Below are 26,093 nucleotides of genomic sequence, written 5' to 3' on the forward strand. Positions count from 1 at the left end.
CACGGCCTCACAACTGATTGCCGGTGTATCGAGTACCAACGAAGGCTGTGGATCGATCGTGATTTGACACAGCTGTTGTCTGCGGTCGTTTATCCAAGCTGATTACCCTGGCAAACATGACTTCTCACTCCTCGGTCGAGCTACGCGTCTTCACCGAACCGCAACAGGGCGCCACCTACGACGACCTCCTCCGGGTCGCCACAGCCGCGGAGGAATTCGGCTACGGTGCCTTCTTCCGATCCGACCATTACCTCGCAATGAGCGGCGACGGGTTGCCCGGCCCCACCGACGCGTGGATCACCCTGGCCGGCCTGGCTCGTGAGACGTCGACCATCCGGCTCGGCACGCTCGTCACCTCCGCCACATTCCGCTACCCCGGCCCCCTCGCCATCAGCGTCGCGCAGGTCGACGCCATGAGCGGTGGCCGCGTCGACCTGGGGTTGGGTGCCGGCTGGTTCGAGGACGAGCACAAGGCGTACGGCCTGCCGTTCCCGGTGCTCGGTGAGCGCTTCGACCGACTGGAAGAGTCCCTCGCCGTCATCACCGGGTTGTGGGAAACACCGACCGGCGAGACGTTCTCGCACCCGGGAACCCACTACCCTGTCACCGATTCCCCCGCCCTCCCCAAGCCCGTCCAATCGCCGCGTCCACCCATCCTCATCGGCGGCGGAGGCAAGAAGCGCACCCCGGCCCTGGCCGCGAAATACGCGGACGAATTCAACATCCCCTTCGCCTCGCTGGCCGACACCGAAACCCAGTTCGGACGCGTCCGCGCCGCCTGCACTGCCGCCGACCGTGACCCCGATTCCCTCGTCTACTCCAACGCACTCGTCCTGTGCTGTGGTCGCACCGAGGAGGACATCGCCCGACGCGCCGCCGCCATCGGCCGCGACGTCTCCGAACTCCGCGAGAACGGGGCCGCGGGAAGTCCCGCCGAACTGGTCGACAAAATCGGCCGCTTCGGGGCCATCGGCGCGACTCGCGTGTACCTGCAGACCCTCGACCTCACCGATCTCGATCACCTCGAACTGGTCGCCTCCGAGGTCATCCCGCAGCTCTGATCTCCCCCGCCTCCCATCCGCCCTTGTCCACTCAACGTGACATTGACCCCCGAAAAGGCCACCACATGTCACATTGACTACCCAGCAGGGGCGAGTAGCCGGCGAGGCCGACACTCGGGTGATGTCGGTCGACCGGAGAAGTCGGGTCGGCGGGAGATCGAGCGCAGTCGTGCCACCCCAGTCCACTCAACGTGACATTCACCCCCGAAAAGGCCACCAAATGTCACATTGACTACCCAGCGGGGGGTGACTACCCAGCGGGCTGGGGTCAGGGGGCAGATCGGGTGCGAAGTTGTCGGTATCGCGTGCTGATGTGTCGTGCTGCGGGCAGTTCGATCCAGCGGTAGATGATTTCGGCGAGTGCGGCGGTGCCGGTCAGGAAGGCCAGGACGGCGGCGGTGGGTCCGAAGTGCGGTTCCACGGCTGCGTAGATGCGGTAGAGCACGAGTGTGTGGATCAGGTAGATGGCGTAGCTGCGGGTGCCGATCCAGCCGATGATGGGCCAGCGGGTGATGGGTCCGTCGTATCGGGCGAGGATGAGCACGGTGCCGGTGACGACGAGCAGTGACCACAGGTAGGTCTCGCCCATCCAGAAGGTGTGGACGTCGATGGCGAGGCGGATCACTTCGATTTGTGCGACGACGCCGATGACGATCCAGCGCCAGGTGACGAGTTTCGCCCAGCCGAGGTAGAAGATCTGGCCGAGGAACAGGGTGGGCAGTACTCCGGCGACTTTGGTGAGGAACGGGATGGTGTACGGCTGGGGCAGGTAGAGGTTCCAGAGGATCACCAGTGTGCAGAGTGCGGCTCCGATGAGGGGCACGGTGATCGGACTTGCGCGTAGTGCCGAGCGCATTGCGACGCAGTAGAGGTAGAACACGATTTGCACGACGAGTGTCCAGGTGACGCCCAGTACGGCGACCTCGGGTCGGAGGAAGAAGCCGCCGAGGAAGAAGCTGAGTACGGCCTCTCCGTTGCTGATTCCGGGTTGTCCACTGAACATGCCGTTGACGCCGAGTTTGACGAGTACGACGGCCAGGGCGATGGCGAACCAGAGGGCGGGCACGAGTCGGGCGAGCCGCGCGACCATGAAGTCCCGACGCGATTGCCGCATGGCGGATCGGGTGATGAGCAGTCCCGTGAGCAGCATGAACATGCTCACGCCCACGAAGGAGAGGTGGAGGTTGAGGCCTACGTCGTCGATGAGGACGAGGTTGACGATGTCGAGCATCCACCAGTCGCCGCCGACGTCGTCGAGCAGGTAGAACGAGATGTGCGAGTAGAGGACGGCGCAGACGGCGATGACGCGCAGGAGATCGGCACCGTTCATCTGGACGCGGGGCGCGGTCACGGCCGGTGCGGCGGCGGACTCGTCGACCGAATTTCGGTTCGGACGGTCCCCTTTCACACCCTCGAGTTTAGGTTCCGTTCATGGTGTGGACCAATTCGGCGCTGTTACGCAACTATTTCGTGACAATCGCAGGTTTTCGCAGCCCAGGAATTCGACTGTCTTGTTCACGTGGATTTATTCCGAGAAAAGCATCTCGGTTACAACGGTTGCACAAGGGGTAGGAATGAGATTGGGTTGAACCCTACGAAAGATCCGCAGTAGGACGAACGTGCCCGCATCACGCGATGGGCACGGCGTCGTTAGAGAAGGGAACCACGTGTCCGAGTACACCTTGCCCGACCTTGATTTCGATTACTCCGCCCTCGAGCCGCACATCTCGGGCGAGATCAACGAGCTCCACCACTCCAAGCATCACGCCACCTACGTCGCCGGTGCCAACACCGCGCTCGAGAAGCTGGCTGCAGCCCGCGAGGCCGAGGATCACGGCAGCATCTTCCTGCTGGAGAAGAACCTCGCGTTCCACCTCGGTGGCCACGTCAACCACTCCATCTGGTGGAAGAACCTCTCGCCCAACGGTGGCGACAAGCCCGAAGGCGAACTCGGTGCCGCGATCGACGACCAGTTCGGTTCGTTCGACAAGTTCCGCGCACAGTTCACCGCTGCTGCCAACGGCCTGCAGGGCTCCGGCTGGGCAGTGCTCGGCTACGACTCGCTGGGCAAGAAGCTCCTCACCTTCCAGCTCTACGATCAGCAGGCCAACGTGCCGCTGGGCATCATTCCGCTGCTGCAGGTCGACATGTGGGAGCACGCCTTCTACCTGCAGTACAAGAACGTCAAGGCCGATTACGTGAAGGCGTTCTGGAACGTCGTCAACTGGGCCGACGTCCAGGCTCGTTTCGAGGCTGCCACGTCGAAGACCCCGGGCCTGATCTTCCCGTAGGTTTCGAGATTGCCGCACGACGCGCAATCGCAGACAGGGCCACCGCGTTCGACGCGGTGGCCCTGTCGCATTTCGAAGGTCACGCCCTCCCGGCGGCGGGCACCGACCCGATGGTTGCGACGCCGTGGTCCGGTCTCGCGACGTCCTCGGAACGGCAGGTCGTTCGGCGCGGGGGCTCGGGATCGGGTGTCACGTGTACCTGCACGCTTCCCGACGTCGTCACCACCACAACATCCGACGCGACAACATCCGACGCGGCATCGGATGACGTGACATCGGACGGGTGGACGTCGTCGATTCCGGTGAGCCCGTATTCGGTTCGTACTGCGTGTTCGGCGATCTGGGCGACGGTGTCGTCGGTGCAGCGGCCTCGGTAGTGGCGCAGCGTGAGGTGCCCGCGGTCGTGGTCGTCCACGACGGCCTGCGCGTTGGTCGGTTCGAGGTTGCCGTAGTAGCTGCCGTCGGGCAGGGCCACCATGCCCGCTGCGTATCGATCGCCGCCCAGGTGCGTCGATTCCCATACCCGCCCGCTGGGTCCGGCGAGGGCCGCCGCCACCGGCCGACCGAGCACCGCGCAGCACGGATCCTTCTTTCCGTGCGTGCAGACGAGGTAGAGCCGCTGGTCGACGCGAGTCCCGATACCAGGTGGGGTGCCCGCCGCAGCGGCTTCGATCGGTAGTTCGAGAATCTGCTCGACGGTGTCGACCGTGTATCTCTCCAGCCACGGGCCGCGGCGACCCGAGTGCGCAAGAAACACCTGTCGCGTCTCGGTGGGTTCACGCCTGCCGTGCGTTTCTCGCACCAGTTGCGGGCGTACCCCGACGGCCTTGCAGCGACGCGAGAGTTCGGTGCCGATTCCACCCAGCGGACCGTCCGGCCCCCACGGTTCGCGCCCCCACGGGCCTCGGTGCTCGATCAACACCCAGCCGTGTGCCCGTGCAGCTGTCCCGCGCAGCGATTCGTCGTTCTCGCGCGCCACTGCAGCGCAGCCGACCCAGCGTTCGGATGCCGGCACGTCAGCCCCCGATTTCGGTCGCGGTCTCGACCAGGGCCTGGGCGGTCAGCACGTTGCCGAAGAGAAAATCCTTGGACGGCAGCTCGGTCACCCGAGCTCCGAGACCGGTGAAGAGCGGGTTCTGTCGCAGTTGCGCCACGGCGTCCTCCGTCCCGGCATCGGTGAGCAGAAGGATGTCGTCGGCCGCCAGCACGTCGATCAGTTCCGGGCTGACGTCGACCGTCTGCACCGCGTCGGATCCGCGATCCTGCTGTGCGGGCGCGCGGTAGCCCAGATCGGACAGGACGGCGTAAGGAAACGATCCGTCCTGCGTCATGTACCGCAACGAGTCGGTGCGCACTCGCGCGACGGTCAACGTGCTGTTTTCCCGAGGTGAGCGTGACTCGGATTCGTCGACCGCCTGTCGATAGTCCGCCAGCAAACCGTCGGCGATCTCCTGCCGATCGAAGATTCCCGCCAGCTGCTGCAAGGTGTTCTGCCACGAGGCCGGGGTGTATTCCACGACGACGGTCGGCGCGATCGGGGCGACCCGGTCGTACAGCGCTCGGTTGTCCTCACCCGTCGTTCGCATGACGATCAGGTCCGGTGCGGCAGCCGTCAGAGCCTCGATGTCAACGTCGGCGTCGACGGATCCGATGTCGATCGGTTCGGTGGTGAGCCGATCCCGGACGACGGGTGCGTAGTCACCGGTGAGCGGCGGCTTCACCGCCGCGACGGGCTGGATGCCCAACGCGACGACGGCTTCCAACGTGCGGTCGCCGTCGAGCACGGCCACGCGCTGTGGATCGACGGGAACACTCGTCTCACCGAATGCATGCTGCGCGGTGCGGACCTCGCCGCCGGTCTCGCCCGGGGTCGATGCTTCCCGACTGCATGCGGCGACACTCAGCAGTAGCGCCATGGACAGCAACGAGACGACGGTTCGCCGGGCGGATCCTCTGTTTTTCACCGCAGCAGCGTATCGGCTGCCGAGCCGCAGTGGGCCGGCTACGTTTTCGGCTGGCACTCTCCCCATCTTGTGTGCCAGCCGTTTTCGGGTCATTCTTCTCCTTACCCAACGTCGTGTACCCGGCTTCTGCCTCGTACCTGTCTGGGAGGGATGCGCAATGGACGATCGAGATCTCATCGGTGTCTCGCCTTTTCACGCCGCCGGTCTACTGCGCGGGTTCGTGATCTCCGGTCGTTGGCCGGACACCACCAAGGAGTGGGCTCAATTCCTGGCGCTGGCCGTCCGGGTCGCGTCGATGCCGGGTCTGTTGGCGACGTCGACGGTGTTCGGGGTGCGGGAGGAGCTGCCCGAGGATCCGGAGCCGGGGACGGTCGGCCTGGTGTTGGCCGAGGGACCGGTGATCGGCGATTTCGCGTTGGCTCCCGGACGGTTCTCGGACCATCAGCCGGCCGCATTGCTGATGCTGCACCCACCGTCGGAGACGACGCCTTCTCTGCCGGAGTGTGCAGGCGCGGCCTCGGGTTGCGTTCTGCTGCCCGGTCTTCCGCATCTGGGCCTCGATCACCGGGCCGCGTGGGTGGAGGCAGAATCCGACGGCACCGTGACGTCGATGATCAGTCGGGTCGGCCTCGATCCGATCAGCGATCCCGACACCGCAGTTTTGGCGATGCTCCTCGCATCCTGACCGCTCCCCGTACACGATTTTTCGGGTCCCCAAACTTATTGGCGCATTGGACAATTGGAGAAACGGCACTTAAAGTCGTCTGCAGCGAAGGGGAGTAGCCCCCAATCAACGTGTCGACATACTGGTCGTTTTCCACGACCCGGCACCTGAACCGGTACTTCCGGTGGGCGAGACCTTCGGTCCGTTCGACGACCGAGGAGTCTGCTGTGCTGTCCGCTCTACTGTTGAGTTTCGCTGTCATTTTCGTGGCCGAGCTGGGTGACAAATCCCAGCTGATGGCCATGACGTTTGCCTTGCGCTACAAGTGGTACGTCGTCATCGGCGGCATCACGGTGGCCACGACCGTCGTGCATCTGGTCTCGGTCGCCGTCGGCCATTTCCTCGGTGTGTCCATCCCCACCGAAGCCATCTCGATCGTCGGCGGGCTCGCGTTCGTCGTGTTCGGTCTGTGGACCCTGCGCGGAGATTCGCTGTCCGACGACGAGGGTGCCAAGGCGTCGCGAGTCACCAAGTCGGCCTTCCTGGCCATCGCGTCCGCGTTCTTCCTCGCCGAACTGGGCGACAAGACGATGCTGGCCACCGTCACTCTGGCCGCCGACAACGATTGGGTCGGAGTGTGGATCGGCTCGACGGTGGGCATGGTCGCCGCCGACGCCCTCGCTATCGTGCTGGGTGCCGTTCTCGGAAAGCACTTGCCGGAACGGATGATTCAGTACGGTGCGGCCATTCTGTTCTTCGTCTTCGGCGCGGTCCTGTTCTTCGAGGGCCTGATGCCGGGTACGTCGGCTCCGTACGTGGCGGCCGCAGTCGTGGTGGCGATCTCGGCCCTCGTCGTCGCCGCTGCGTTCGTCCGACGCTCCCGCAGCGACGCACCGCAGGAAGTGGAGAAGCGCAGCACCACCGAAGACGTCTGACCTTGGTTTACACTCCTCGCGGAGGGGTGAATGAACGACAACCTGCAGGCGACGGGTAGCGACGCGGCACACCGTTCGACCGATCGGCTCATCAGGATCTTCGGCCGGTTCGTCGGTACCGGCTACGCGGCATATCTACTGCTGCTCGTTCCCGACATCGCACGCAGCAGCGTCACCGTCCCCGGGTGGTGGACCCCGGCCGCCGTGATCGTCGTGTTCGGTACCGGTCTCGCGTTCGGAGCCTTCACCTTTCACCCGAGCATCAGGGTCAGCCAGGTTGCGGGTTCGATCGCAGCGTTGGCATTCCCGGTCATGGCCCTGCTGTGGTGGGTGGCCTGGGACGGGACCACCTTCGATCGGAGCGGAATGTTCCTGTCCGCATTCCCCGGCCTGGCCTCACTCGCGGCCGCGACCGTGTGGCGACCCATCCCGGCATTCGTGCACACGGCCGTCTCGGTGGTGATCGTGCAACTGATCAATCAAGCTGTGCGAGAGCCGTTTCCTCGCAGCAACATCATCGCCGAAATATTCTTCGGGCTGATGTTCTGCACGGTGTTCGTCGCGGCGACTCTGGCCGCACTGCGTACCGGTCGCATTCTCGATGCCACCATCAGCGCCACCCACGGCGATGCCGCACGGGCGGCTGCGGCGAATGCACGCGAAGTCGAACGGGAACGGTTCGACGCCCTCATCCACGACGAGGTCATGTCATCGCTGCTGGCAGTCGCTCGCCAGGGCCGCACTGCCAGCCTGGCCCGTCAAGCACGTTCGGCATTGGCCCATCTGGACGGACTGCACACCGACACTGCGACACACGATTTCACCGTCGACGACACGATCGCTCTGATGCGGGCCTCCGCATCGACAGTCGACGAGTCGATCGATTTCAGGGTCGCCGAGGACCCCGCCGATTCCCCTGCGAACTACCCTGCCGATGCGGTCCGGTCGATCGCGGGCGCACTAGCAGAAGCACTGCGCAACAGCGTCGTTCACGCTCAGGCGTCGACCAGATCGGTGACGGTCGAGCTGGCCCCGTCGGCACTGCGAGTCATCGTGCGAGACAACGGTATCGGCTTCGATCGACGCTCGGTGCCTCCGCACCGACTCGGCGTCGCCGTCAGCATCGAGGGGCGGATGCGTCAGCTCGACGGCGGTTCGGCCGAGATCGACACCTCCCGCCGCGGAACCACTGTGCGATTGAGCTGGGCGCGATGAACGGCGAGGATGTTCGCGACCTGCTGTCGATGAAGTCGGGGGCCGCGTACGCCGTCGCCGGCTTCTACATCCTCGCGTGCGCCGTGTGTGCGTCGGCGACGCTGAAGGGTATGTCCGCGATGTGGCCGCCGTTCGTCTCGGTGCTGGTGTTCTCGGCCGCGGTCATCCTGCTGCTCAGAGCGCCGGGGGATCCGCTGAGCCCACGGTCGACGGCGTTGCTCACCGCGTCGGGGCCGGTGGCCGCGTCGTTCGTCTTCGCCGTGGTGCCGGTGCCGCTGACCGGCAGTCTGCAGTCCTGGCCTCTGGGTATGTCCGTCGTGATCTACACGTTCATGTGTGTCCGTGGCCGCACGCCGGCCGCGTGGTTCGGACTCGCGCTCACCATGTCTGTCGTCGTCGGTTGGGCAGCCTGGACGGGTCAAGGCGCACTGTTCGGGTTGTCGTTCAGTGCCATCAATATTGCTCCGTTGTTGATGGCGACGTTCTTCGCCTTCACCATCCGACCCCTCGGTGCAGCGATCTTCGAGCTCCGTGAACAATCCACCATCCGCATCGCCGCCCAGGCCGCCGCTGCGGCGGTACTCGAAGAACGTGACGCCCGCCTGGCCAGTCTCGATACGCTCGCCCGCCCGCTCCTGCAGCGCATCGCGGACGGCCCCGATCTCACCGACGAGGAAGTCCTGGCGTGCCGACTCCTCGAAGCCGAGCTCCGCGACACCCTGCGGGCTCGCGGGCTCGTACTGCCCGAGTTGGCCAGAGCGGCACGCTCGGCTCGCGCCCGTGGCGTCGAGGTCACGATGCTCGACGACCGAAGCCCCACGGCACTGAGCGAGAAGGTCCGCAACGACATCGCGGCGGGGGCGTCGAGCAGTCTGGACGGTGCCGTGACGGGATCGGTGACGGTTCGCTTGCTGCCTCCGGGCCGACCGGCCGCGGCGACGATCCTGCTCGACGACTTCGGTGACGGTGCCCAGCGAGTCGAGTACGACGACTCCGGCCGCATTCTGCCCTGATCGGCGGGCACAGGAGTGAGGTTCCGTCCTGCCTGGTGTGGGGCCGGAGCCGACCCTCATCGGCCGCCGTCCTACTACTCCTGGCCGGATGCGGTTTCGTCGAGTCCGGCCCGTCGCAGCCGACCGAGGCGATAACGTTGGCTGCATGTGATGGAACGACCACGATTCAGTGTCAACGGGGCACGGGCTCCCGTCGGGATGCAAGGAGTTGGCGATGAATGTTCCGATCGGGACAAGGTGGGTCTTCTTCTGGTCGGCACTGACGCTGCTGTGGGCCGTTGTTTCCGTGAGTCGAACTCAGGACGGTGAGTTTTCGATCTGGTCCTGGGTGGCTACTTGTTTGTTTGCTGCGGCCGCAATCCTGACCGGGCTTCGTACATTTCGCCGCAGAAGTGACGACGAGCGCAGAAGTGACAACGAGCATGGACTCACGAATTCTTAGGGAGTATCACCGTCACTCGAAGGGCGGTAGGCCGACCGACCCCTCGGTGCGGGAGAGTCGGGTGCGGGAGAGCGGGGTGCCTGGGAGTGGGGTGAGGTCCCCCGCCGGTTATGGTGCAGAACACAGCGTGGTCGCTGCCTGTGCCGCGACCCGACACCGCTAACGAAGGGGATCGTACGACGTGGAGATTTCAGGAACAGCAGCACTCGTCACCGGTGGCGCGTCGGGCCTCGGAGCAGCAACCGCAGCACGTCTGGCAGGCGCCGGCGTCACGGTGTTCGGTCTCGATCTGCCGCAGTCCATCGAGCGCGCCGGAGACAGTGTCCCGGACGGCGTGACCCTCATTCCCGCCGACGTCACCAGTGAGGCCGAGGTCGAGGCCGCACTGGACACCATCGTCGAGTCCGGTGTGCCGCTGCGCATCGTCGTCAACTGTGCAGGCGTGGGCTGGGCGGGTCGCATCCTGTCCAAGAAGGGACCGCACGATCTCGAGCTGTTCCGCACGGTCATCACCATCAACCTGCTCGGCACGTTCAACGTGATGCGGCTGGCCGCCAACCGCATTCAGTCGCAGTCCACCGTCGACGACGCCGGCCAGCGCGGCGTTGTCATCAACACCGCATCGGTCGCCGCATTCGAGGGTCAGATCGGCCAGATCGCCTACACCGCCTCCAAGGGCGGCGTGCACGCGATGACCATCACCGCGGCCCGTGACCTGGCCCAGGTCGGCATCCGCGTGAACACCATCGCCCCCGGCATCGTCGACACCCCGATGCTCGCCGGTGTCACCGAGGAATACCGTCAGGGCCTCGAGGCGTCCGTGCCCTTCCCGTCGCGTCTCGCGCAGCCCAGCGAGTACGCCCAGCTGGTGCAGATGATCGCCGAGCACGACTACCTGAACGGCGAGACGATCCGCATGGACGGCGCGATCCGGATGGCACCGCGCTAGAAGTCCTTTCGCGTGTGGCCCCGACTTCTCGGGCGCGGGGTCACACGCGAGCGCGCAGGTCCGCCACGGTCGGGATCTCGTGCTCGGCGCGGTCGGACATCCACTCGCGCAACACTTTGGTGGCGAGCACATCGTCCTCGTTGTAGACGAGTAGCCGTTCTCGCTGGGTGTGATCGGGATCGGCGTCGTATCCGACGGCCTCGCGGTACCAGCCCATCGACGCCTCGCCGCCGGCTTCCTCGTCGCGCCAAGAGAATCCAGCCACCGGGGCAATCTTCTTCAGCCCCTTGCCGTTCGGGCAGATGAACTGGTCACTGACGGCCTGATAGATATCCACCCACTGCTCGCTGTCGATGAATTCGCGTATCTGCGCCTCGGTGGGCACTCCGGGGACGTCGGCGAAGCGTCGGGCCGAGTCGAGTAGCCATTTGTCCTCGGCTTGTCTCGAATAGCAATACGCTGCAAACGTTTTGCCGCGAGCCGCGGCATCGGCCCGCGTGTCCATCAACCAGTTCCAGAACACCGCGAACGAGCGTCCCTCGTCGACGGTGGGCAGCGGATCCCACGTGACGAAGCCGCGATACTCCGACGGCGGTCCGCCTGCCTCGGTGAGGAGCGTGCCCCACAGGTACGCGCCGTGCTCCTGATAGCTCTCCATGTCGACGTCCACCTCCACGTCGGCGCGGTGGACCGTCACGGTCTCCGATCGACGCAGCAGCGGCACGTCGGCACGCCAAGCCAGCGCCGCGGACACCGCGTCGTCGAAGTTGCCGAAGGGCCACTCCTCGGGAGCCGGACCGGTCCATTGCGCCAGCTCGTCGATCGTCCGCACTCCAGCGCTGCGCAGCACGTCCGCTCGGGATCCCGATGCGACGAGAGAGACGTCGCGGGCCGCCACCAACTGTGGCTTGCAGTCGAACCACCAAGCACACGAACGACATTCGCTGATCTGCGAGGGAACGGTCACCGCGTCACCGCTCGCGACAGCAAGCCGGTCCGCGAAGCGAATGTCGTATTCGTCGAGCGCGGCAGTCAGGTCGTGTACCAACACGCACTCTCCGCGATAACCCACTGCGCCCCCGACCGGGGTAGCCGTGGCCAAGCCCTCGTGGGCGAGCATGCGGTACAGGTGCGCGAGGCGGAGCTGATCGCGCAGCTGGCTGCGCACCTTGCGGGTCTCGTCGACGGCCGGAGCCCAGTGCGTGAGCGGTGTGGTGCGCGCACCGCGCCCGGGGTCGGTCACCTTGTGATTGACGACGATCACCGGAATGTAGCCGCCCGACGCGTCACGCACGAGAAGCTCGCTGCGTCCGCGGCGGCCGGTATCGCGTTCGAGTGGCAGAACTGCATTCCAGATACGTTCGACGCCTGCGCGGCAGGCCGCGATGGTCGCATCGGCCGCGGCACGGGCCGTGGGCTCGTCGATCTCGGTCCACTGCATGGGGTCGGCCGCTGCCAACTGCGCGCGAATGTTCTCGCGATGCGCCTGGGCCGCCTCTCGGCGTTGCCGCACCCCGGGATTTTCGGGTTCACCGCGCAGTAGCGCCCCGTAGGCGGTGTCGAGATAGAGCCGGTGCCGACATCGCGTCAACGATCCGGCGTCGAGCAGCACAGGTGCGTGCGACGCTGCCGCATCTCGTTGACCGTTCACACCGCTAGACATTAGGTGAGCCCTCCGACAGCCGAAGAAGAACAGCTGCCTATCAGGCGGGAGTGGAGCCTGCGGAATGACCCATTAGGCTGTGTGGAACGCACCGTTACCGCCTAGCAGCACATGTCAGGAGCCTTGTCGATGGGTCTGTTCCGTAAGCGCAAAGGTCGTGCCACTCGCAAGGCGGAGGCGAAGGCCCTCAAGCACAAGGCCACTCTCGAGGCGAAGCTCGGCGCGAAGAACGAGCGCAAGCAGCTGAAGTCGATCGCCAAGGCGCAGCGCAAGCTCAGCGCGGTGGAGGCGAAGTCGCAGAAAAATGTCGAGAAGGCGCAGGTCTCGGCGTTGCGGGCGCAGCAGAAGGCGGCTGCGGCCGGCACGCTGAACGTGGCTCAGATTCGTAAGTATCTCGGTATTGCTCGGCTTCTGCTGCCGGTGCTGGCTCCGATCGCCTACCGCGCTGCCACCGTCGTTCGCGGGCAGCTCGACAACCGCAAGGCGCAGCAGCTGGGTGTCGCACCCGATCAGCTGAGCGAGTACTCGGGCCACGGCGGCAAGCTCAGCGCCCGGATCGCCGGCGCCGAGAAGTCGCTGAGCACCATCGGCTCGCGTCATTCGGATCCGGAGACCAAGAGTTTCGGTGCCGCGATCAGCGAGCGTCTCGACGATCTGACCACCGCTGTGCGCGCCGCCGAGCAGATGCCGCCGGCACGCCGCAAGACTGCCCACGCCGCCATTTCCGCTGAGCTCGACGGCATCGAAGCGGACGTGCTCGCTCGCCTCGGCGTGCGCTGATCTCACCGACCATCCGATGACCGACGGCTCTGCTGCACCGCTTCGCGGCGGAGCTGTCGGTACGGTCACCGCCGCGCTGGCGGTGGCTGCGCACGGAATGGCGGGCGGCGGCTATCTCAGCGGATCGGGATTGGCTCTGCTGATCGTGGTCAGCCTCGGCGTGGGTGCCATGACTGCCGTTCCGCGTCGCTCGACCGTTCTGTTGCCCGCCCTGATGGGTGGCCAACTCCTCGCTCATACCGCACTGAGCCTGAGCGACATGGCCGGCATGTCGGGCTCGTCACACAGCCATTCGCTGCTGCCCAGCGTCGCGATGATCGGCTTTCACGCGGCCGCGTCGCTGGTCGCCGCGCTGTTGATCGCCGCAGCCGAACGTCTCTACGGCCCGATCACATCGATCGTTCGTGCCGTTCTCGCGCTCCTCACTCCCCTGCCCGACGGTTCTGCTGTCGGTCGCGTCCGGTTCTCCGTCGCGATGCCGTCGGCGCACGGTATTGCCCTGGACTGGGCCATTTCTCGTCGTGGGCCCCCGATGTCGGTCAGCTCGTAACTCTGATCCGACATCCCCTTTCACCTTCGTACAGAAATGACCCAACAATCATGAAGAGTTCCATTTCGCGTGCCTTGTTCGTATCCGGTGCCACCGTCGGCGCACTGCTGATCGGCGCAGGCGCAGCCTCCGCCCATGTGGTCGTCTCCGCGCCCGACGCCGCGCAGGGCGGCTACTCGGTCCTGACGTTCCGCGTCCCCACCGAGTCCGATACCGCATCGACCAACTCGGTCAAGGTCACCTTGCCCGGCCTCAATTCTGCTCGCACCCAGCCCATTCCGGGGTGGACGTCCACCGTCGAGAAGGACTCTGCCGATCTCGCCGTGTCGGTGACGTGGACGGCGAATCCCGGTGCCGAGGTCGGTCCGGGCCAGTTCCAGCAGTTCCTGCTCTCGGCGGGGCCACTGCCCGAGCAGGAGACCGTGTCGTTCCCGGCCACCCAGACCTACACCGACGGTGAGGTCGTGCAGTGGAACGAGCCGATGACCGAGGACGGCAGCGAGCCCGAATTGCCCGCTCCCACACTGACCCTCGCAGCATCGAGCGGTGACGCGCACGGCGGAGCCCACGCCGAGACGACGGACGCAGCCGAGCAGACGTCCACGTCCTCCTCGGACACCACCGCCCGTTGGATTGCCGGTGCCGGGCTCGTTCTCGGTGCCGTCGGTGCCGGCCTCGGAATCGGTGCAACCGTACGGAGCCGACGCTCGTGAGGGCGCTGACCGTGTCCGCCAAAGCGGTGGTCGTATCGGCGGTGGCCTTGCTGGCACTGCTGGTCGCGGCTCCGATGGCCTCGGCACATTCGCAGGTCACCGGGTACAGCCCGGCCGACGGCTCCTCGCTCGACGCATCTCCGGCGACGGCATCGGTGACTTTCAACGAGGTGCCGCAGTCGCAGTTCGCCACGCTCAACGTCGTCGGCCCCGACGGCAACATCTGGTCGAAGGGCGATGCTCGCATCGAGGGCCAGAGCGTGGTCGTCGATGTCGGTGATCTGGGCCCTGCCGGCGAGTACACCCTCGCCTACCGGATCACCTCGGCCGACGGTCATCCGGTGAGCGGCACGGCCACGTTCACGCTGACGCAGGAAGGGTCCGGAACACCCGGGGCACCGGCCGATGCGTCGGGTACCTCGGAAGAGTCCGAGGACGGGTTCCTCGGCGGCTACGGTCCCATCGTGCTGGTCGTGGTTGCGGTCCTCGCCTTCGGCGGAGCATTGGCATTCGCACTGCGTAAGCCAAAAGACCAGCGCAAGCCGAAAGACCAGCGCAAGCCAGAAGACCAGCGTAAGCCGAAGAGCGAGAAGTAGATCCGACGTGGCTGCGGTGAGCGAGAGGAGCGTTCGGCTCGTGCTCGCCGCCGCAGCCTCGGCGGTGGTGGGGGTCGCGGCAGCGTTCGCGCTGGCGTACCCCACCTTTCCCAGCGGGTCGTCGTGGCTCCGCGTCATCGCTGTCGCGTCGGGTTCGGTGGTGTTGGGGTTCGGAATTCTCGCTGTCCTGGACGGTAATTCCGCATCTCGACGCCCCGCCCTCGACTCGCTGGTGATGTGGCGGTCGATCGGGTTCCTGTCGGGTCTGTGGGCGGTGGCCGAGTTCGTCCTGTTGGCAGCGGCCGCAGCCGAGGCCGAGGGCCGAGCAGTGACGGCGCTGTCGCCGAGTGCATTTGCGGCCTTCGTCGCGTCGATCTCCGTCGGTCGACTCGGCGCGACGACGGTGCTCCTCGCGCTCGTTCTGTGCGCCATGGGCGTACTCGGATATCGACGAGACGCATCCTGGTCCCCGGTTCCCGTGGTCACGCTGGCGGCGCTGGCCCTGGTCGCGCGACCGATCACCGGACACATGTCGCAATTCGCATTCGGGTCCATTGCCGTTGCCGTGCATGTGGTGTGCGCCTCGGTGTGGCTCGGTGTGCTCGGCGCGATGGCGCTGAGTCTGCGGACCAAGACAGCCTGGGCGACGCTTTTACCGGCCTACTCCCGGATCGCGCTGTGGTGCGTCGTCGGGGTGACCCTGACGGGCGTATTCGACGCGGTACTGAAGTTGGAGAGCCCGGCGGCTGCGATCGAGACTGGTTACGGCCGAATCGTTCTCGCCAAAGTCGTGATGACCGTGATCCTGGTGGCCCTGGCATCTCGGATCCGCCGCACGTGGTTGCCGACCGCCACTGCGCACCGCTCCACGGCGGACTACTCGGTGGGACGAGCTGCCGCCCATGTCTGTCTGCTGACGGTGGCGTTCGGACTGGCGGCGGCGTTGGCGACCACGGCCTGAGGCCGGAGTGCAGCCAGCGGAATGACCAGACAAGCGAGTCTGTCGGGGCTCTGTACTAGCCTGAGTGCATGCCGAAGTTGACTGTGGTGCCGGGTGGTTCCTCGGTGTCCGCGCGCGATCGGATTCCCACGGTCGCCGAGTTCTTCGCAGGTATTGGTTTGGTGCGAATGGGCTTGGAGCAGGCCGGTTTCGAGGTGTGCTGGGCCAACGACATCGAGCGCGACAAGCACCACATGTATCGCCAACACTTCGGTGACGACGCGGCCCATTTTCAGCTCGGGGATGTTGCCGGCACGCGCGGCGACGATCTGCCGGACGGTCTGTCGTTGGCATGGGCGTCGTTTCCGTGCACGGATTTGTCTCTGGCCGGGGGCCGGGCCGGTCTCGCCGGTAAGAACTCCTCGACATTTCGGCACTTCACTCGGGTGCTGGACGAAATGGGTGACGGCCGTCCCGAGGTAGTAGCGCTGGAGAACGTCGTCGGTCTGGCCACCAGTCATGGGGGCGACGATCTGGCGGCTGCGGTCCGTGAGCTCAACGAACTCGGTTATTCGGTGGACGTCCTCACCATCGATGCTCGACGGTTCGTCCCGCAGTCCCGTCCTCGTCTGTTCCTGATCGGTGCGCAACATCCGCCGGAGGATGCCCGCGATCCCAACAGTGAACTGCGTCCGGATTGGTTGCAGGCGGTCTACGGCGATTCGACGCTGTCGACGCATCGGGCTCCGCTGCCCAGCCCGCCGATCCCGTTGACCAGTGGTCTCGGCGATCAGGTCGAGCGGATGGATTATCGCGACGAGCGCTGGTGGGATGCAGACCGCACCGAGGCGTTCGTACGCTCGTTGTCTCCGATTCAGTTGCAGCGCATCGAGATCCTGAAGAAGGCACGCAAGGTCAGTTACCGCACCGCCTACCGTCGTACCCGCAACGGCGTCGCGGTGTGGGAGGCCCGCCCCGACGACATCTCCGGCTGCCTGCGTACTGCACGCGGTGGGTCGTCGAAGCAGGCGGTGGTCAAGATCGGCCACGGCCGGTTGCAGGTGCGCTGGATGACGCCTCTCGAGTACGCCCGCTTGATGGGAGCCGGCGACTACACGCTCGGCGGTCTGCGGAACAACCAGGCGCTCTTCGGTTTCGGTGATGCGGTGTGCGTTCCGGTGGTCGCGTGGCTGGCGGAGCACTACCTGATGCCCCTGGTGAACGGGACACTCGGTTCCATCGCGCCGAATGCGACTGCTGCGCATGTCCAGTCACGGTAAGTCCTCGCTGCGGGCGTCGGCGGTCGCGCCGCGCAAGAGCAGTCTGCCTGCGGACGATGTGCAGTCATTTCGAGCTGCACTGCGAGAAGTGCTGAGCGAGAAAGACGATCGAGGGCGCGTCTGGTCGGCGGCCAAGTGGGGCGTGTATGCGTTCTACGACTACGACGGCGAGCCGATCTACGTGGGGCAGACCAAGGAGAAGCTCAGCGTTCGGGTACAGCGGCATCTGACCAATCAGCGGACCGACGCCGTCGCGATGCGAGTGCTGGACGTGTTCGAGGTCGCGGAGATCGAGATCTGGCCGCTCTGGCAGTACGAGGACCTCAAGAAGTCCGACGGCGCAGAACAATTCCGCGCAGCCGAACGAGATTTGAACGCCCACGAGTACACGGCGTACCTCGAGGCCATCGACAGGTCGCGCCACAAGGCGATCCTGAACGAGAAGATCCCGCCGGTCTCCGAGCCCGTCACTCTGCCTGCGTCACTGCGGCGCTCGCTGATCTCCGAACAGACCCGAATCGAGCGCGGGCACCCCGACATTCGGATCGCGCGACGCGCGGAGACCATCTCCCGATTGGCTGCGGTCACTCGCGAGCGCGGTGAGGTGTCCGAGGGTCTGCGACGCGTCCTGGTGGTGCAGGCGGTGCGTCTGGCGTATTTGTCTGCGGAGCGACTCGCCTTTGTCGAGGGTCACCCCATTCCCGATCCCGCGGCCATCGACGTCACCGCCCTGGTGGGTTCGGTGCTGCACGAACGTAGCGATCCCGAGGATCCAGACGACCCCGGAGACCCAGAGGACCTACCCGAGCCCGACGCCGAGCTGGACCTGTTCAGCGACTACTGACTCCCGTCGCCGTAGGCTCGACCTGTGCCGCTTCCCCCTCACGTTGCCGATCTCACCAGCATCGATCTGTTGCTGTCGGTGGCAGAGCTCGGCAGCATCGGCCGTGCCGGACACGCCCACGGCATGTCGCAGCCCGCGGCAAGTTCTCGCATTCGCGCGCTGGAGCGCCGCGTCGGAGCGCCGTTGTTGAAGCGGGGCGCACGCGGAACGGTGCTGACCGAGTTCGGCGAGCTCGTCGCGAGTTGGGCAGCGCCGGTCGTCCGGTCGGCCGAGGACTTGGCGACGGCGATCGCCACGCTGCACGCCGAGCGCATCGGCCACCTGCAGATCGCGGCCAGTCAGACTGTCGCCGAGTACCTTCTACCGCGATGGCTCGTCACGCTGCATACAAAACTGCCCCAGATCGTGCCCACGCTGAGCTCGGGCAATTCGGCGGTGGTCGCCGCGACGGTGCTCGCCGGAGACGCAGACCTGGGGTTCATCGAAAACCCCAGTGTCCAGGCCGAACTCACGTACCGCACCGTCGCAACCGACGAACTGGTTCTCGTCGTGGCACCCGGGCATCCGTGGGCGCACTCTGCACCGTCGACCGAGGAGGTGGTCGAGACGGCGTTGGTCACCCGCGAGGCCGGGTCGGGAACCAGGTCCGTGTACGAGAGTGCCGTTGCTGCAGCCGGTCTCGGCCCGCCGACAACTCCTCTGCTGGAAGTGTCGTCGACGACGGCCATCAAGTCCGCTGTCGCGGCTGGGATCGGCGGTGCCGTCCTCAGTTCACTGGCCGTCGCGACGGAGCTGGCGGCGGGCAGTCTGATCGGAGTGCCGCTCCCCGATCTGTCCCTGCACAGAGACTTGCGCGCCATCTGGCGATCGGGCCGTGAGCCCAGCGGCCCGGCCGCAGAACTTCTGACGGTCGCGACGTCCATCCAGCCATAAGCTTCGGTTATGGCTGGCTAGCGAATTGCTGTCTACCGGACGTGGGCCGCGTCGCGCACAGTGAGGTCATGACCGTCCTCGAGTCCGTCTCGTATGCACCCCGGCTGTCGCGCAGGCGGACCGTCGAGCACATCACCCCCAACTGGTTCGCCGCCGTCATGGGAACCGGCATCGTCGCCACCGCGGCCGCCACACTGCCCGTCGACCTTCCTGCGTTGCACGTCTTCGCCGTCGTCGTATGGGTACTCGCTGCCGCAGCACTCGTAGTGATCGGCGCAGCCTTCGTGCGGCACTGGACCGGTTACCGCGCACGCGCAGTCGACTACGCGCAGCACCCGGTGATGATGCAGTTCTACGGCGCACCGCCCATGGCCTTGCTCACCGTCGGTGCCGGGGCCGGCCTGCTCGGCGGAGACCTCATCGGTCCCACGGCGGCGACCGCACTGTTCGCAGTCCTGTGGGTCGCCGGCACGGTCACCGGCCTGCTCACCAGCGTCGCCGTCCCCTTCCGAATGATCACATCCGCTCACCGGGAGCAGGTCACGGCACTGCCCGCGTGGCTGATGCCCGTCGTCCCGCCGATGGTGTCCGCGTCGACCGGCGCGTTGCTGCTCCCTCACCTGCCCGACGGCCAGTGGCGGTTGGCGCTGCTGTGCGCGTGCTACGCGATGTTCGGGCTGTCGCTGATCGTCGGAATGCTCACGTTGACTCTGATCTACGGACGCCTGCTGCACGGCGGTCTGCCGTCCGTCGACGCGGCTCCGACGGTCTGGATCACGCTCGGGTTTGTCGGCCAGTCGGTCACGGCGGCCAATCTGCTGGGCAACGATGCAGCGACGGTGTTCACCGGTGCGCAGTCGTCGATCGCCGTCGGGCTGCACGTCGTCGGGATCGGCTACGGACTGATCATGGGCGGATTCGGCGCGCTGATGTTCGCACTGGCCACTGCGCTGACCGTCCATGCGGCGCGGAGGAAGATGAGCTTCTCACTGACGTGGTGGTCGTTCACTTTCCCCATCGGCACCTGCGTCACCGGAGCGACCGCACTGGGCAATGCCCTCGATTTCGGCGCGGCCCGTGCCCTTGCCGTACTGCTGTACGTCGTACTCGTGACGGCCTGGATCACTGTCGCTGCTCGAACCCTCCGAGGCGTGTGGCGAGGAAACCTGCTGCAGCCCAGCTGATCTCACATGTGCGCGAGTACGTTCACCACGTTGCCGCCTGCGTCTCGGAAGAAGAATCGGCGCACGCCCCACTCCTCGTTGGTGATCTCGTACGCGATTTCGAGATTCGCATCCACCGCGGCGCGGTAGGCCGCGTCGACGTCGTCCACTTCGAGAGACGCCGACGGATTCACCGGGCCGGTGGGGTCGACGGTGATCAGACTCAGTTGCGCGGTGCTGTCCCCCGGTGACGCAAGTGTGGCGATCCAACCGTGGTTCATCACCACCTCCATGCCGGTGACCTGGACATACGCGTCCAGAGCAGCATCGAGATCGGTGACCGTGAGCAGGGGCATCGCGCGCACAACGTCCATCGTCGGACTGTATCGCGCCGAAAGCGTCCCCGCGGGGACGTTCTCGACAGGCATCTCGCACATGGGGGACGATGTTTCGATGCTGACGATCAAGGTGACTCTGGCCGACATCGAACCAGCGGTGTGGCGGCGGTTCACCATCAATTCCGACGCCACACTGCCCGAGCTACACGACGTCATCCAAGATGTCATGGGCTGGGAAGACCGACACCTGCACATGTTCTTCGTCGGCGACGATCCCTATCGAACCAGTCGACGCTACGAGATGAAGTCCGCGCTCGAAGAGTGGGACGACGGCGCCGGGACGCTCGAGGACGGCGTTCGAGTGGACGAAGTCCTCGGTGCCGTCGGGGATCGTCTCGGGTACGAGTACGACTTCGGTGACGGATGGACACACCACCTGGTCGTCGAAGAAATATCGCCCGTTGCCGGTACTGCAGCCTGCCTCGACGGCGCCCGCGCCTGCCCACCCGAGGACTGCGGTGGCACGTCGGGCTACGACGAACTGTTGAAGGTTCTGGCTGATACCGATCATCCTGAGCACAACCATATGAAGCAGTGGGCGGGCAGCTTCGAGGAACGCTTCGCGGTGGCCGACGCGAACAACAGAATCGCGTTGCGGCGCGCGGTGACGGAGTTGGCCGGACGCGTGCGGGAGCGCCTACCCAAACTCGGCTCGCTTCTCGAACGCGGGCCCCTCGAGTATCACCCCGATCTGCCCGATGTCCTCGCACGCGTCGATTTCGATGTGGCACAGCTGGACCCCGTAGCGGCGGCATCGGCAATGGAAAAGCTGACATGGATGCTGGCGCGGGTGGGCGCAGACGGAATCACGCTGACTGCTGCGGGCTATCTCCCACCCAAAGACGTCGCTGCGATGCGTGCAGAGCTCGAGTGGGGTGCCGAATGGTTCGGAAGCTCCAACCGCGAGGTGGACCATCAGCAGGTGCACTGGCTTCGGGCTGCAGTGACGCAACTCGGGCTGGTTCGCGTGCTGAAGGGACGGCTACTTCGCACCCGGTTGGGCAACACCCTGGCCACCGACCCGCTCCGACTGTGGTCGCACGCCGCGGCTCGGATGCCCTTCGGCCGCGAGCAGTACGAGAAGGATGCAGGCCTGCTGCTGCTGGTTTCGGTTGCAGGGGGTTGCTTTGCGACCGAACGCAATTCGCTGATCCTACGAAGCCTCGAGACCATCGGGTGGCGAATCCCCGAAAGCGAAAGACGCTACGCCCAGTACCTCGCTCGACCGACCTTCGACTTCCTCACTCTGATCGGCGCTGTGCCGTCGACTTTGGGTCGCGACGGGGCCGTACCGGATTGGGGACGCACTTTTGCCGTACATGCACTCGGCTCGTGAACCAGAAGGTGCTACCGGCCGCTCGTCAGGTCATGCTGCGCGCCCTGCGCGCCGCAGACGATCTCGATCGAGCGCCTCGAGCAGCAGGGGCGCCAGAAGGTCAGGTACGCAGAACTTGTCGTTCACCTTGACGAGCAATCCGAGGTCGAACATCGACATGAACCGGAGTGTCGCGACGGTCTGAATCACCTTGCTGTCGGACATCTTTCCCAGGACGACACCGTCGGATTCCCCTACCGGATCACCGACGAGGCTGCGCACGAGCACGGTGGTCGCCAACGTCGAGCCTGCCACGAGCTCGGACTGCACGGAATCATCGCCGGAGTCGTACACAGGCGTCAAGCAGGATGCGTACGCCTCGACCACGGCGGCGCGAGTTCGGTCCGCACTTGGAGACACCACCCAAGCTCCGGCTTCGGGTCCGCGGGTGTAAGTCTGGCCCGCGTGCTCGAGAACCCCGACCCTACGGGCGGTATCCAACACCGATCGATAGTTCACCATTGCCATGAAGTCAGGTTGTTCAGGGATGCTGTCGAAACCCGGAATCCCGAGCGCGGCAACGATCTCGGCCGAGTCGTCCCAGTAGTCGATTCGGGCCGATGGCGCGCGGCGCTCGGTCGCAGCCCACGATGCCAACCGTTGCAGGAGTGAGACCATTATCGGTGTACTCAGTGGGCTCGAGCGCCCCGGCGATATCGGAGAACTGGGCACCGACGCGAATGCAGACGGGAACCCGATCTCTCTCGAGATCTCTTCGTTCTGAGATGGCGACAACCGTTCGGCGACGACGAACGTGCCGAACAGATCGATGGCGCGACGTATCTCGTCGCGCTCCCATGGCGACCGCTCATAGTCATCGAGGTCCAAGTACTCGTGATCATCGAGACAGAACATGTCGATCGGAAAATCTGCGCCGTACACGCTCACGTTCCGCTCGCGGACCGACCGATCGACTGTCATTGCTGTCGCAAAAGCCGTCAACTGATCTGCGACCCAAGCATTCTCGATCAGCCAATCGGAGAAGTGAAGAAGCGCGCTCGGCCAAAATAGAGGTTCCCTTTCACGCTGAACCTGACTGTGGGCCTCGCGACTGGTCTTTCTGCTACGCGATCTGCGGTTGCTCATGATGTCCCCCCGGATGTGTGTGGTCGAGAGAGTAGACGAGGGGTACGACAAGCGAGCGAAGGCGGCTGATGACCCGCAATGCCGAGGATCTTCGAGGCATCGAGCAGATCGGCTCACCCGAGGACGTGGTGCGCGCTCCGACATCGGCGTTCGTCGCGCGTTTCCTGTCCGACGCCACCCTCGTCGACGGCGTTGTCGCAGACGGCACCTTCACTTCGGGCTCCCTCACACTCGAGGCGGAGGGCTCCGGACCCGGGACGCTCGCAATCCTGCCGACCGACATCGACATCGTGCCCGGATCTGCGGACGACACTGGTGAGGTCAGTGGCACCGTCACGTCGTCATTGTTCGGCCGCGATGCGAGCGACGTCCTGGTGCACTGCGACGACGTCGACTTCCGCTGCTCGACGCGCGGGCCGCGGCCCGAGGTGGGCGAGACGGTCGGCCTGTCCGTGCGGCGATCCTTCTTCTATCCGCACTAGCGTCACCGGCCCGAAGGATCTGGCCATCCCCACATCGACGCTGTGACCCACCAGACAGGAATATTGTTTGCTTAGCGCATATATGTATATATATGGTTGCAGACAGCAAGTAAATCGAACTCAGCGTTGGAGTACTCATGGCAGTTCAATCCACGACAGCGGAATCGCTCGTCGAAGAGGTTTTCCTCTTCGGGCGCACGCTGAAGCGGGCCGTGACCACCGGAGTCGAGGATTCACCGTTGCCGCAGGCGCTGACCGGAGTTCTGGCCATCCTCGCGACAGAGGGTGAATGCAGACAGACCGACCTCGCCAGCAGGCTCTGCGTCAGCCAGTCCGCCCTCAGCCGGCAGATCGCGGACCTCGTCGAACTCGGCTACATCGATCGGCACCCCGATCCGGACGACAGAAGAGCGTCCCGGGTCTGCGTGTCGGACGAAGGCCAAGCTCGACTGAAACAGATTTGGGACAGGCGAGCTCGTCGCCTGGCAGAGATGTTGAGCGAGTGGAGCGAAACCGAGGCTCTCGATGCCCTCGATTCCATCCGCAAGCTCAACGACACGTTCACCGAAGACGCCCACGCCCAGCACCAGGACGTGGCCCGCATTGAATTGATTGCGAGATAACCAATGACAACATCCGCGGAGAATCCGCCGAATCAGGCAGTCGCCGATCCCGATGCGATGACGCATCGCCAGATCCTCGAAGCCCTCACCGGTCTGCTGGCCGCGCTGTTCACCGCGCTGCTGAGCACCACCATCGTCTCGACCGCATTGCCGACCATCATCGGTGACCTGAAGGGTTCGCAGACCGCGTACGCCTGGGTCATCACCACCGCCCTGTTGGCCAACGCCGCGTCGACGCCCATCTGGGGCAAGCTCGCCGACCTGTTCAACAAGAAGGTCCTGGTCCAGAGCTCGATTCTGATCTTCGTCGCGGGCTCGCTCATCGCCGGCTTCGCGCACAACGTTCCGGTGCTGCTCGCCGCACGTGTGGTGCAGGGCATCGGCATGGGTGGCCTGACGGCACTCGTCATCGCCATCATCGGAACCATCGTCTCCCCGCGTGATCGTGGCCGCTATTCCGGTTACACCGGTGCCGTCATGGCCGTATCGATGTCCGGTGGCCCCATCCTCGGCGGCGTCATCGTCGACAGCCCCCTCGGGTGGCGCTGGTGCTTCTTCGTCTGCGTCCCGTTGGCTGTCATCGCCCTCGGCCTGCTGCAGAAGACGCTGCACATCAAGACCGTCCGCAAGGACAACGTCTCCATCGACTGGCTCGGCGCACTTCTGCTGACCGCAGGCGTGTCCGTTCTCCTCGTGTGGGTTTCGTTCGCAGGCAAGGCCGACTACTACGCCTGGATCTCTCGTGAGACCGCGTACCTCGTCGGCGGCGGAGTTGCGCTGCTCGTCCTGACGATCATCGTCGAGGCTCGACACAAGTCGCCGATCATCCCGCTCAAGATCGTCACCGAGCGCACCACCGGCCTGGCCATCATCGCGTCCATCGCGGTCGGCGTCGGCCTCTTCGGAGCCACCACGTTCCTCGGCCAGTACTTCCAGACTGCTCGCGGCTACACCCCCACCGAAGCTGGATTGCTCTCCATCCCACTGGTGTTCGGCATGCTCGTCGCCTCCGTGGGCTCCGGTCAGCTGATCACCAAGTTCGGTCAGTGGAAGCCGTTCATCGTCACCGGCTCCATCTTGCTGGTCATCGGATTCCTGCTGCTGGGCACCATCGACCACGCCACCAGCCTGGTGACGGTCGGCATCTTCATCACCATCGTCGGTCTCGGTACCGGCATGCTGATGCAGAATCTCGTTCTCGCAGTGCAGAACACGGTCAGTGTGCAGAACGTCGGTGCAGCATCGTCGACGGTTGCCTTCTTCCGTACCTTCGGCGGAGCGATCGGCGTCTCGGTTCTCGGTTCGCTGCTGGCAACCCGTGTCGCCGAGAAGTCGGCAGCCGGTCTGGCGCAGCTCGGTGTGGACGGTTCGGCCGGAGGCGGCGGATCGCTCGACCTCACGGCACTGCCTGCTCCGATCGTCAGCGTCATCCGCACCGCATACGGCGACGCGACCGGACGCATCTTCATGATCGCCGGCTTCGTTGCGATCGTCACGCTCATCGCAGTGGTCTTCATTCCGAATCGCCCGCTGCGCAAGACGATCGACATCGCGTCGGCACCGGCGCAGGGACCCGTTGCCGATCTGGACAAGACCGATCTGGACCGGAACGATCTCGACGCTGACGCTCAGGCACAGCCCGAACGTCGCGAACAGCTCGCCGAGATCCCGTCCTTCGGGGCGACTCAGGATTACGTCGGAGCGCAGTACGGCAACGAACGTCGCTTCGAGCGTCGCAACGAAGGTCGCCACGAGGCTCAGCCGGGTCAGCGTCCCTTCGATGGACTGAGCACCGATGCCCGTGATCGACTGCTCACGCTGCTGCTGCCCCAGCCCGAGGACACGTTGACCGCTCTCGACGAGGCCGAGGCCATTCGCGCCGAGGTGATCGAGCTGCAACAGGAGCTCGACGCCAAGATGCTCGACTTCGATGCAGTGTGCGAGCGACTTCGTCGACTCGGACTCAGCGAGCAGCAGGTGGCTCGGGTGTTGGGAGACAACCACATTCCCGACAGCCACAATCACTACGCGAACGCCGGACTGAACGGCCACAGCGTCAACTGATCCGACACAGAACAGCGAAAGGCCCCGCACACCCGAAAGGGAGTGCGGGGCCTTTTCTCGTCCGTCTAC

The 26,093-nt window shown here is 65.3% G+C and carries 26 protein-coding genes; 20 read left to right on the plus strand and 6 right to left on the minus strand.

What is annotated here, in order from left to right:
- Positions 1–116: 116 nt before the first annotated feature.
- Positions 117–1,061 carry an LLM class F420-dependent oxidoreductase gene (locus tag AB0P23_RS09260; RefSeq protein WP_032374199.1) on the plus strand — a complete coding sequence of 315 codons (945 nt, stop codon included), beginning with the start codon at positions 117–119 and terminating at the stop codon, positions 1,059–1,061.
- Between the two features lie 268 nt (positions 1,062–1,329).
- On the opposite strand, the gene AB0P23_RS09265 is transcribed toward AB0P23_RS09260, so the two are convergent.
- The gene (locus AB0P23_RS09265) at positions 1,330–2,391 is read right to left on the minus strand and encodes an acyltransferase (protein ID WP_080736574.1); all 1,062 of its coding nucleotides are present in this window, start codon (positions 2,389–2,391) and stop codon (positions 1,330–1,332) included.
- A gap of 337 nt (positions 2,392–2,728) precedes the next feature.
- On the opposite strand from AB0P23_RS09265, the gene AB0P23_RS09270 reads away from it, so the two are divergent.
- Positions 2,729–3,352, plus strand: a complete 624-nt coding sequence (locus tag AB0P23_RS09270; protein ID WP_019667073.1) for a superoxide dismutase — start codon at positions 2,729–2,731, stop codon at positions 3,350–3,352.
- 79 nt (positions 3,353–3,431) lie between these two features.
- On the opposite strand, the gene AB0P23_RS09275 is transcribed toward AB0P23_RS09270, so the two are convergent.
- Entirely contained in the window at positions 3,432–4,367 is a 936-nt protein-coding gene (locus tag AB0P23_RS09275; RefSeq protein WP_363797315.1) for a sucrase ferredoxin, read from the minus strand.
- Position 4,368: 1 nt separating this feature from the next.
- Positions 4,369–5,316 carry an ABC transporter substrate-binding protein gene (locus AB0P23_RS09280; protein WP_283541716.1) on the minus strand — a complete coding sequence of 316 codons (948 nt, stop codon included), beginning with the start codon at positions 5,314–5,316 and terminating at the stop codon, positions 4,369–4,371.
- Positions 5,317–5,473: 157 nt separating this feature from the next.
- Here AB0P23_RS09280 and AB0P23_RS09285 point away from each other — a divergent pair, with 157 nt between their 5' ends.
- The 5 genes from AB0P23_RS09285 to AB0P23_RS09305 all read left to right on the plus strand — a co-directional run bounded on the left by AB0P23_RS09285 (position 5,474) and on the right by AB0P23_RS09305 (position 10,534).
- Complete coding sequence (locus tag AB0P23_RS09285; protein WP_027494858.1) at positions 5,474–6,001, plus strand: hypothetical protein; 528 nt, start codon at positions 5,474–5,476, stop codon at positions 5,999–6,001.
- A 206-nt stretch (positions 6,002–6,207) separates the two neighbouring features.
- Complete coding sequence (locus AB0P23_RS09290) at positions 6,208–6,915, plus strand: TMEM165/GDT1 family protein (RefSeq protein WP_032388118.1); 708 nt, start codon at positions 6,208–6,210, stop codon at positions 6,913–6,915.
- Between the two features lie 30 nt (positions 6,916–6,945).
- Positions 6,946–8,130: an ATP-binding protein gene (locus tag AB0P23_RS09295; RefSeq protein WP_230593540.1), complete on the plus strand. Its 1,185-nt coding sequence runs from the start codon at positions 6,946–6,948 to the stop codon at positions 8,128–8,130.
- The gene (locus tag AB0P23_RS09300) at positions 8,127–9,143 is read left to right on the plus strand and encodes a hypothetical protein (protein WP_052061651.1); all 1,017 of its coding nucleotides are present in this window, start codon (positions 8,127–8,129) and stop codon (positions 9,141–9,143) included. The genes AB0P23_RS09295 and AB0P23_RS09300 overlap by 4 nt, the downstream gene beginning before the upstream one ends.
- A 623-nt stretch (positions 9,144–9,766) precedes the next feature.
- Positions 9,767–10,534 carry an SDR family NAD(P)-dependent oxidoreductase gene (locus AB0P23_RS09305; protein WP_027494862.1) on the plus strand — a complete coding sequence of 256 codons (768 nt, stop codon included), beginning with the start codon at positions 9,767–9,769 and terminating at the stop codon, positions 10,532–10,534.
- A gap of 40 nt (positions 10,535–10,574) precedes the next feature.
- On the opposite strand, the gene AB0P23_RS09310 is transcribed toward AB0P23_RS09305, so the two are convergent.
- Entirely contained in the window at positions 10,575–12,143 is a 1,569-nt protein-coding gene (locus AB0P23_RS09310) for a TM0106 family RecB-like putative nuclease (RefSeq protein WP_363797338.1), read from the minus strand.
- Between the two features lie 183 nt (positions 12,144–12,326).
- Between AB0P23_RS09310 and AB0P23_RS09315 the strand changes: the two genes are divergently transcribed.
- The 9 genes from AB0P23_RS09315 (at position 12,327) to AB0P23_RS09355 (ending at position 20,017) form a co-directional block, all read left to right on the plus strand.
- Complete coding sequence (locus tag AB0P23_RS09315; RefSeq protein ID WP_027494864.1) at positions 12,327–12,977, plus strand: DUF6474 family protein; 651 nt, start codon at positions 12,327–12,329, stop codon at positions 12,975–12,977.
- Between the two features lie 16 nt (positions 12,978–12,993).
- Entirely contained in the window at positions 12,994–13,527 is a 534-nt protein-coding gene (locus AB0P23_RS09320) for a hypothetical protein (protein WP_032401098.1), read from the plus strand.
- 50 nt (positions 13,528–13,577) lie between these two features.
- The gene (locus AB0P23_RS09325; RefSeq protein ID WP_032401097.1) at positions 13,578–14,240 is read left to right on the plus strand and encodes a YcnI family protein; all 663 of its coding nucleotides are present in this window, start codon (positions 13,578–13,580) and stop codon (positions 14,238–14,240) included.
- Between the two features lie 74 nt (positions 14,241–14,314).
- Positions 14,315–14,836, plus strand: coding sequence for a copper resistance CopC family protein (locus tag AB0P23_RS09330; RefSeq protein ID WP_080736573.1), 522 nt, complete (start codon positions 14,315–14,317; stop codon positions 14,834–14,836).
- A gap of 16 nt (positions 14,837–14,852) precedes the next feature.
- Positions 14,853–15,797 carry a CopD family protein gene (locus tag AB0P23_RS09335; protein ID WP_032381960.1) on the plus strand — a complete coding sequence of 315 codons (945 nt, stop codon included), beginning with the start codon at positions 14,853–14,855 and terminating at the stop codon, positions 15,795–15,797.
- Positions 15,798–15,865: 68 nt separating this feature from the next.
- Positions 15,866–17,056, plus strand: coding sequence for a DNA cytosine methyltransferase (locus tag AB0P23_RS09340; protein WP_230593539.1), 1,191 nt, complete (start codon positions 15,866–15,868; stop codon positions 17,054–17,056).
- Complete coding sequence (locus AB0P23_RS09345) at positions 17,025–17,900, plus strand: GIY-YIG nuclease family protein (protein WP_204879137.1); 876 nt, start codon at positions 17,025–17,027, stop codon at positions 17,898–17,900. The genes AB0P23_RS09340 and AB0P23_RS09345 overlap by 32 nt, the downstream gene beginning before the upstream one ends.
- Positions 17,901–17,924: 24 nt before the next feature.
- On the plus strand, positions 17,925–18,833 hold the full coding sequence (locus AB0P23_RS09350; protein ID WP_032401096.1) for a LysR family transcriptional regulator: 909 nt from the start codon (positions 17,925–17,927) through the stop codon (positions 18,831–18,833).
- Between the two features lie 68 nt (positions 18,834–18,901).
- Positions 18,902–20,017 carry a TDT family transporter gene (locus AB0P23_RS09355; RefSeq protein WP_052061669.1) on the plus strand — a complete coding sequence of 372 codons (1,116 nt, stop codon included), beginning with the start codon at positions 18,902–18,904 and terminating at the stop codon, positions 20,015–20,017.
- A gap of 2 nt (positions 20,018–20,019) precedes the next feature.
- On the opposite strand, the gene AB0P23_RS09360 is transcribed toward AB0P23_RS09355, so the two are convergent.
- A complete protein-coding gene (locus AB0P23_RS09360) occupies positions 20,020–20,370 on the minus strand; it encodes a VOC family protein (protein ID WP_032401148.1) in 351 nt (116 codons plus the stop codon).
- Between AB0P23_RS09360 and AB0P23_RS09365 the strand changes: the two genes are divergently transcribed.
- Complete coding sequence (locus AB0P23_RS09365) at positions 20,333–21,730, plus strand: plasmid pRiA4b ORF-3 family protein (RefSeq protein WP_283348117.1); 1,398 nt, start codon at positions 20,333–20,335, stop codon at positions 21,728–21,730. The two genes, AB0P23_RS09360 and AB0P23_RS09365, sit on opposite strands and share 38 nt — an antisense overlap.
- A gap of 30 nt (positions 21,731–21,760) precedes the next feature.
- Here AB0P23_RS09365 and AB0P23_RS09370 read toward each other — a convergent pair whose 3' ends face one another.
- Positions 21,761–22,657, minus strand: a complete 897-nt coding sequence (locus AB0P23_RS09370) for a hypothetical protein (RefSeq protein ID WP_155288750.1) — start codon at positions 22,655–22,657, stop codon at positions 21,761–21,763.
- A gap of 266 nt (positions 22,658–22,923) precedes the next feature.
- On the opposite strand from AB0P23_RS09370, the gene AB0P23_RS09375 reads away from it, so the two are divergent.
- From AB0P23_RS09375 to AB0P23_RS09385, 3 genes are all read left to right on the plus strand, one after another.
- Positions 22,924–23,337 (plus strand): hypothetical protein, encoded by a 414-nt coding sequence (locus tag AB0P23_RS09375; RefSeq protein ID WP_027494874.1) that lies wholly within the window; start codon positions 22,924–22,926, stop codon positions 23,335–23,337.
- A 137-nt stretch (positions 23,338–23,474) separates the two neighbouring features.
- Positions 23,475–23,960: a MarR family transcriptional regulator gene (locus AB0P23_RS09380; RefSeq protein WP_032366715.1), complete on the plus strand. Its 486-nt coding sequence runs from the start codon at positions 23,475–23,477 to the stop codon at positions 23,958–23,960.
- A gap of 3 nt (positions 23,961–23,963) precedes the next feature.
- Entirely contained in the window at positions 23,964–26,024 is a 2,061-nt protein-coding gene (locus AB0P23_RS09385) for an MDR family MFS transporter (RefSeq protein WP_032401093.1), read from the plus strand.
- Positions 26,025–26,093: the final 69 nt, after the last annotated feature.

Origin of the sequence: Rhodococcus sp. NPDC077669 (genome assembly GCF_040686915.1) — a bacterium.
In the GTDB taxonomy this organism is placed as follows: Bacteria; Actinomycetota; Actinomycetes; order Mycobacteriales; family Mycobacteriaceae; genus Rhodococcoides; species Rhodococcoides fascians.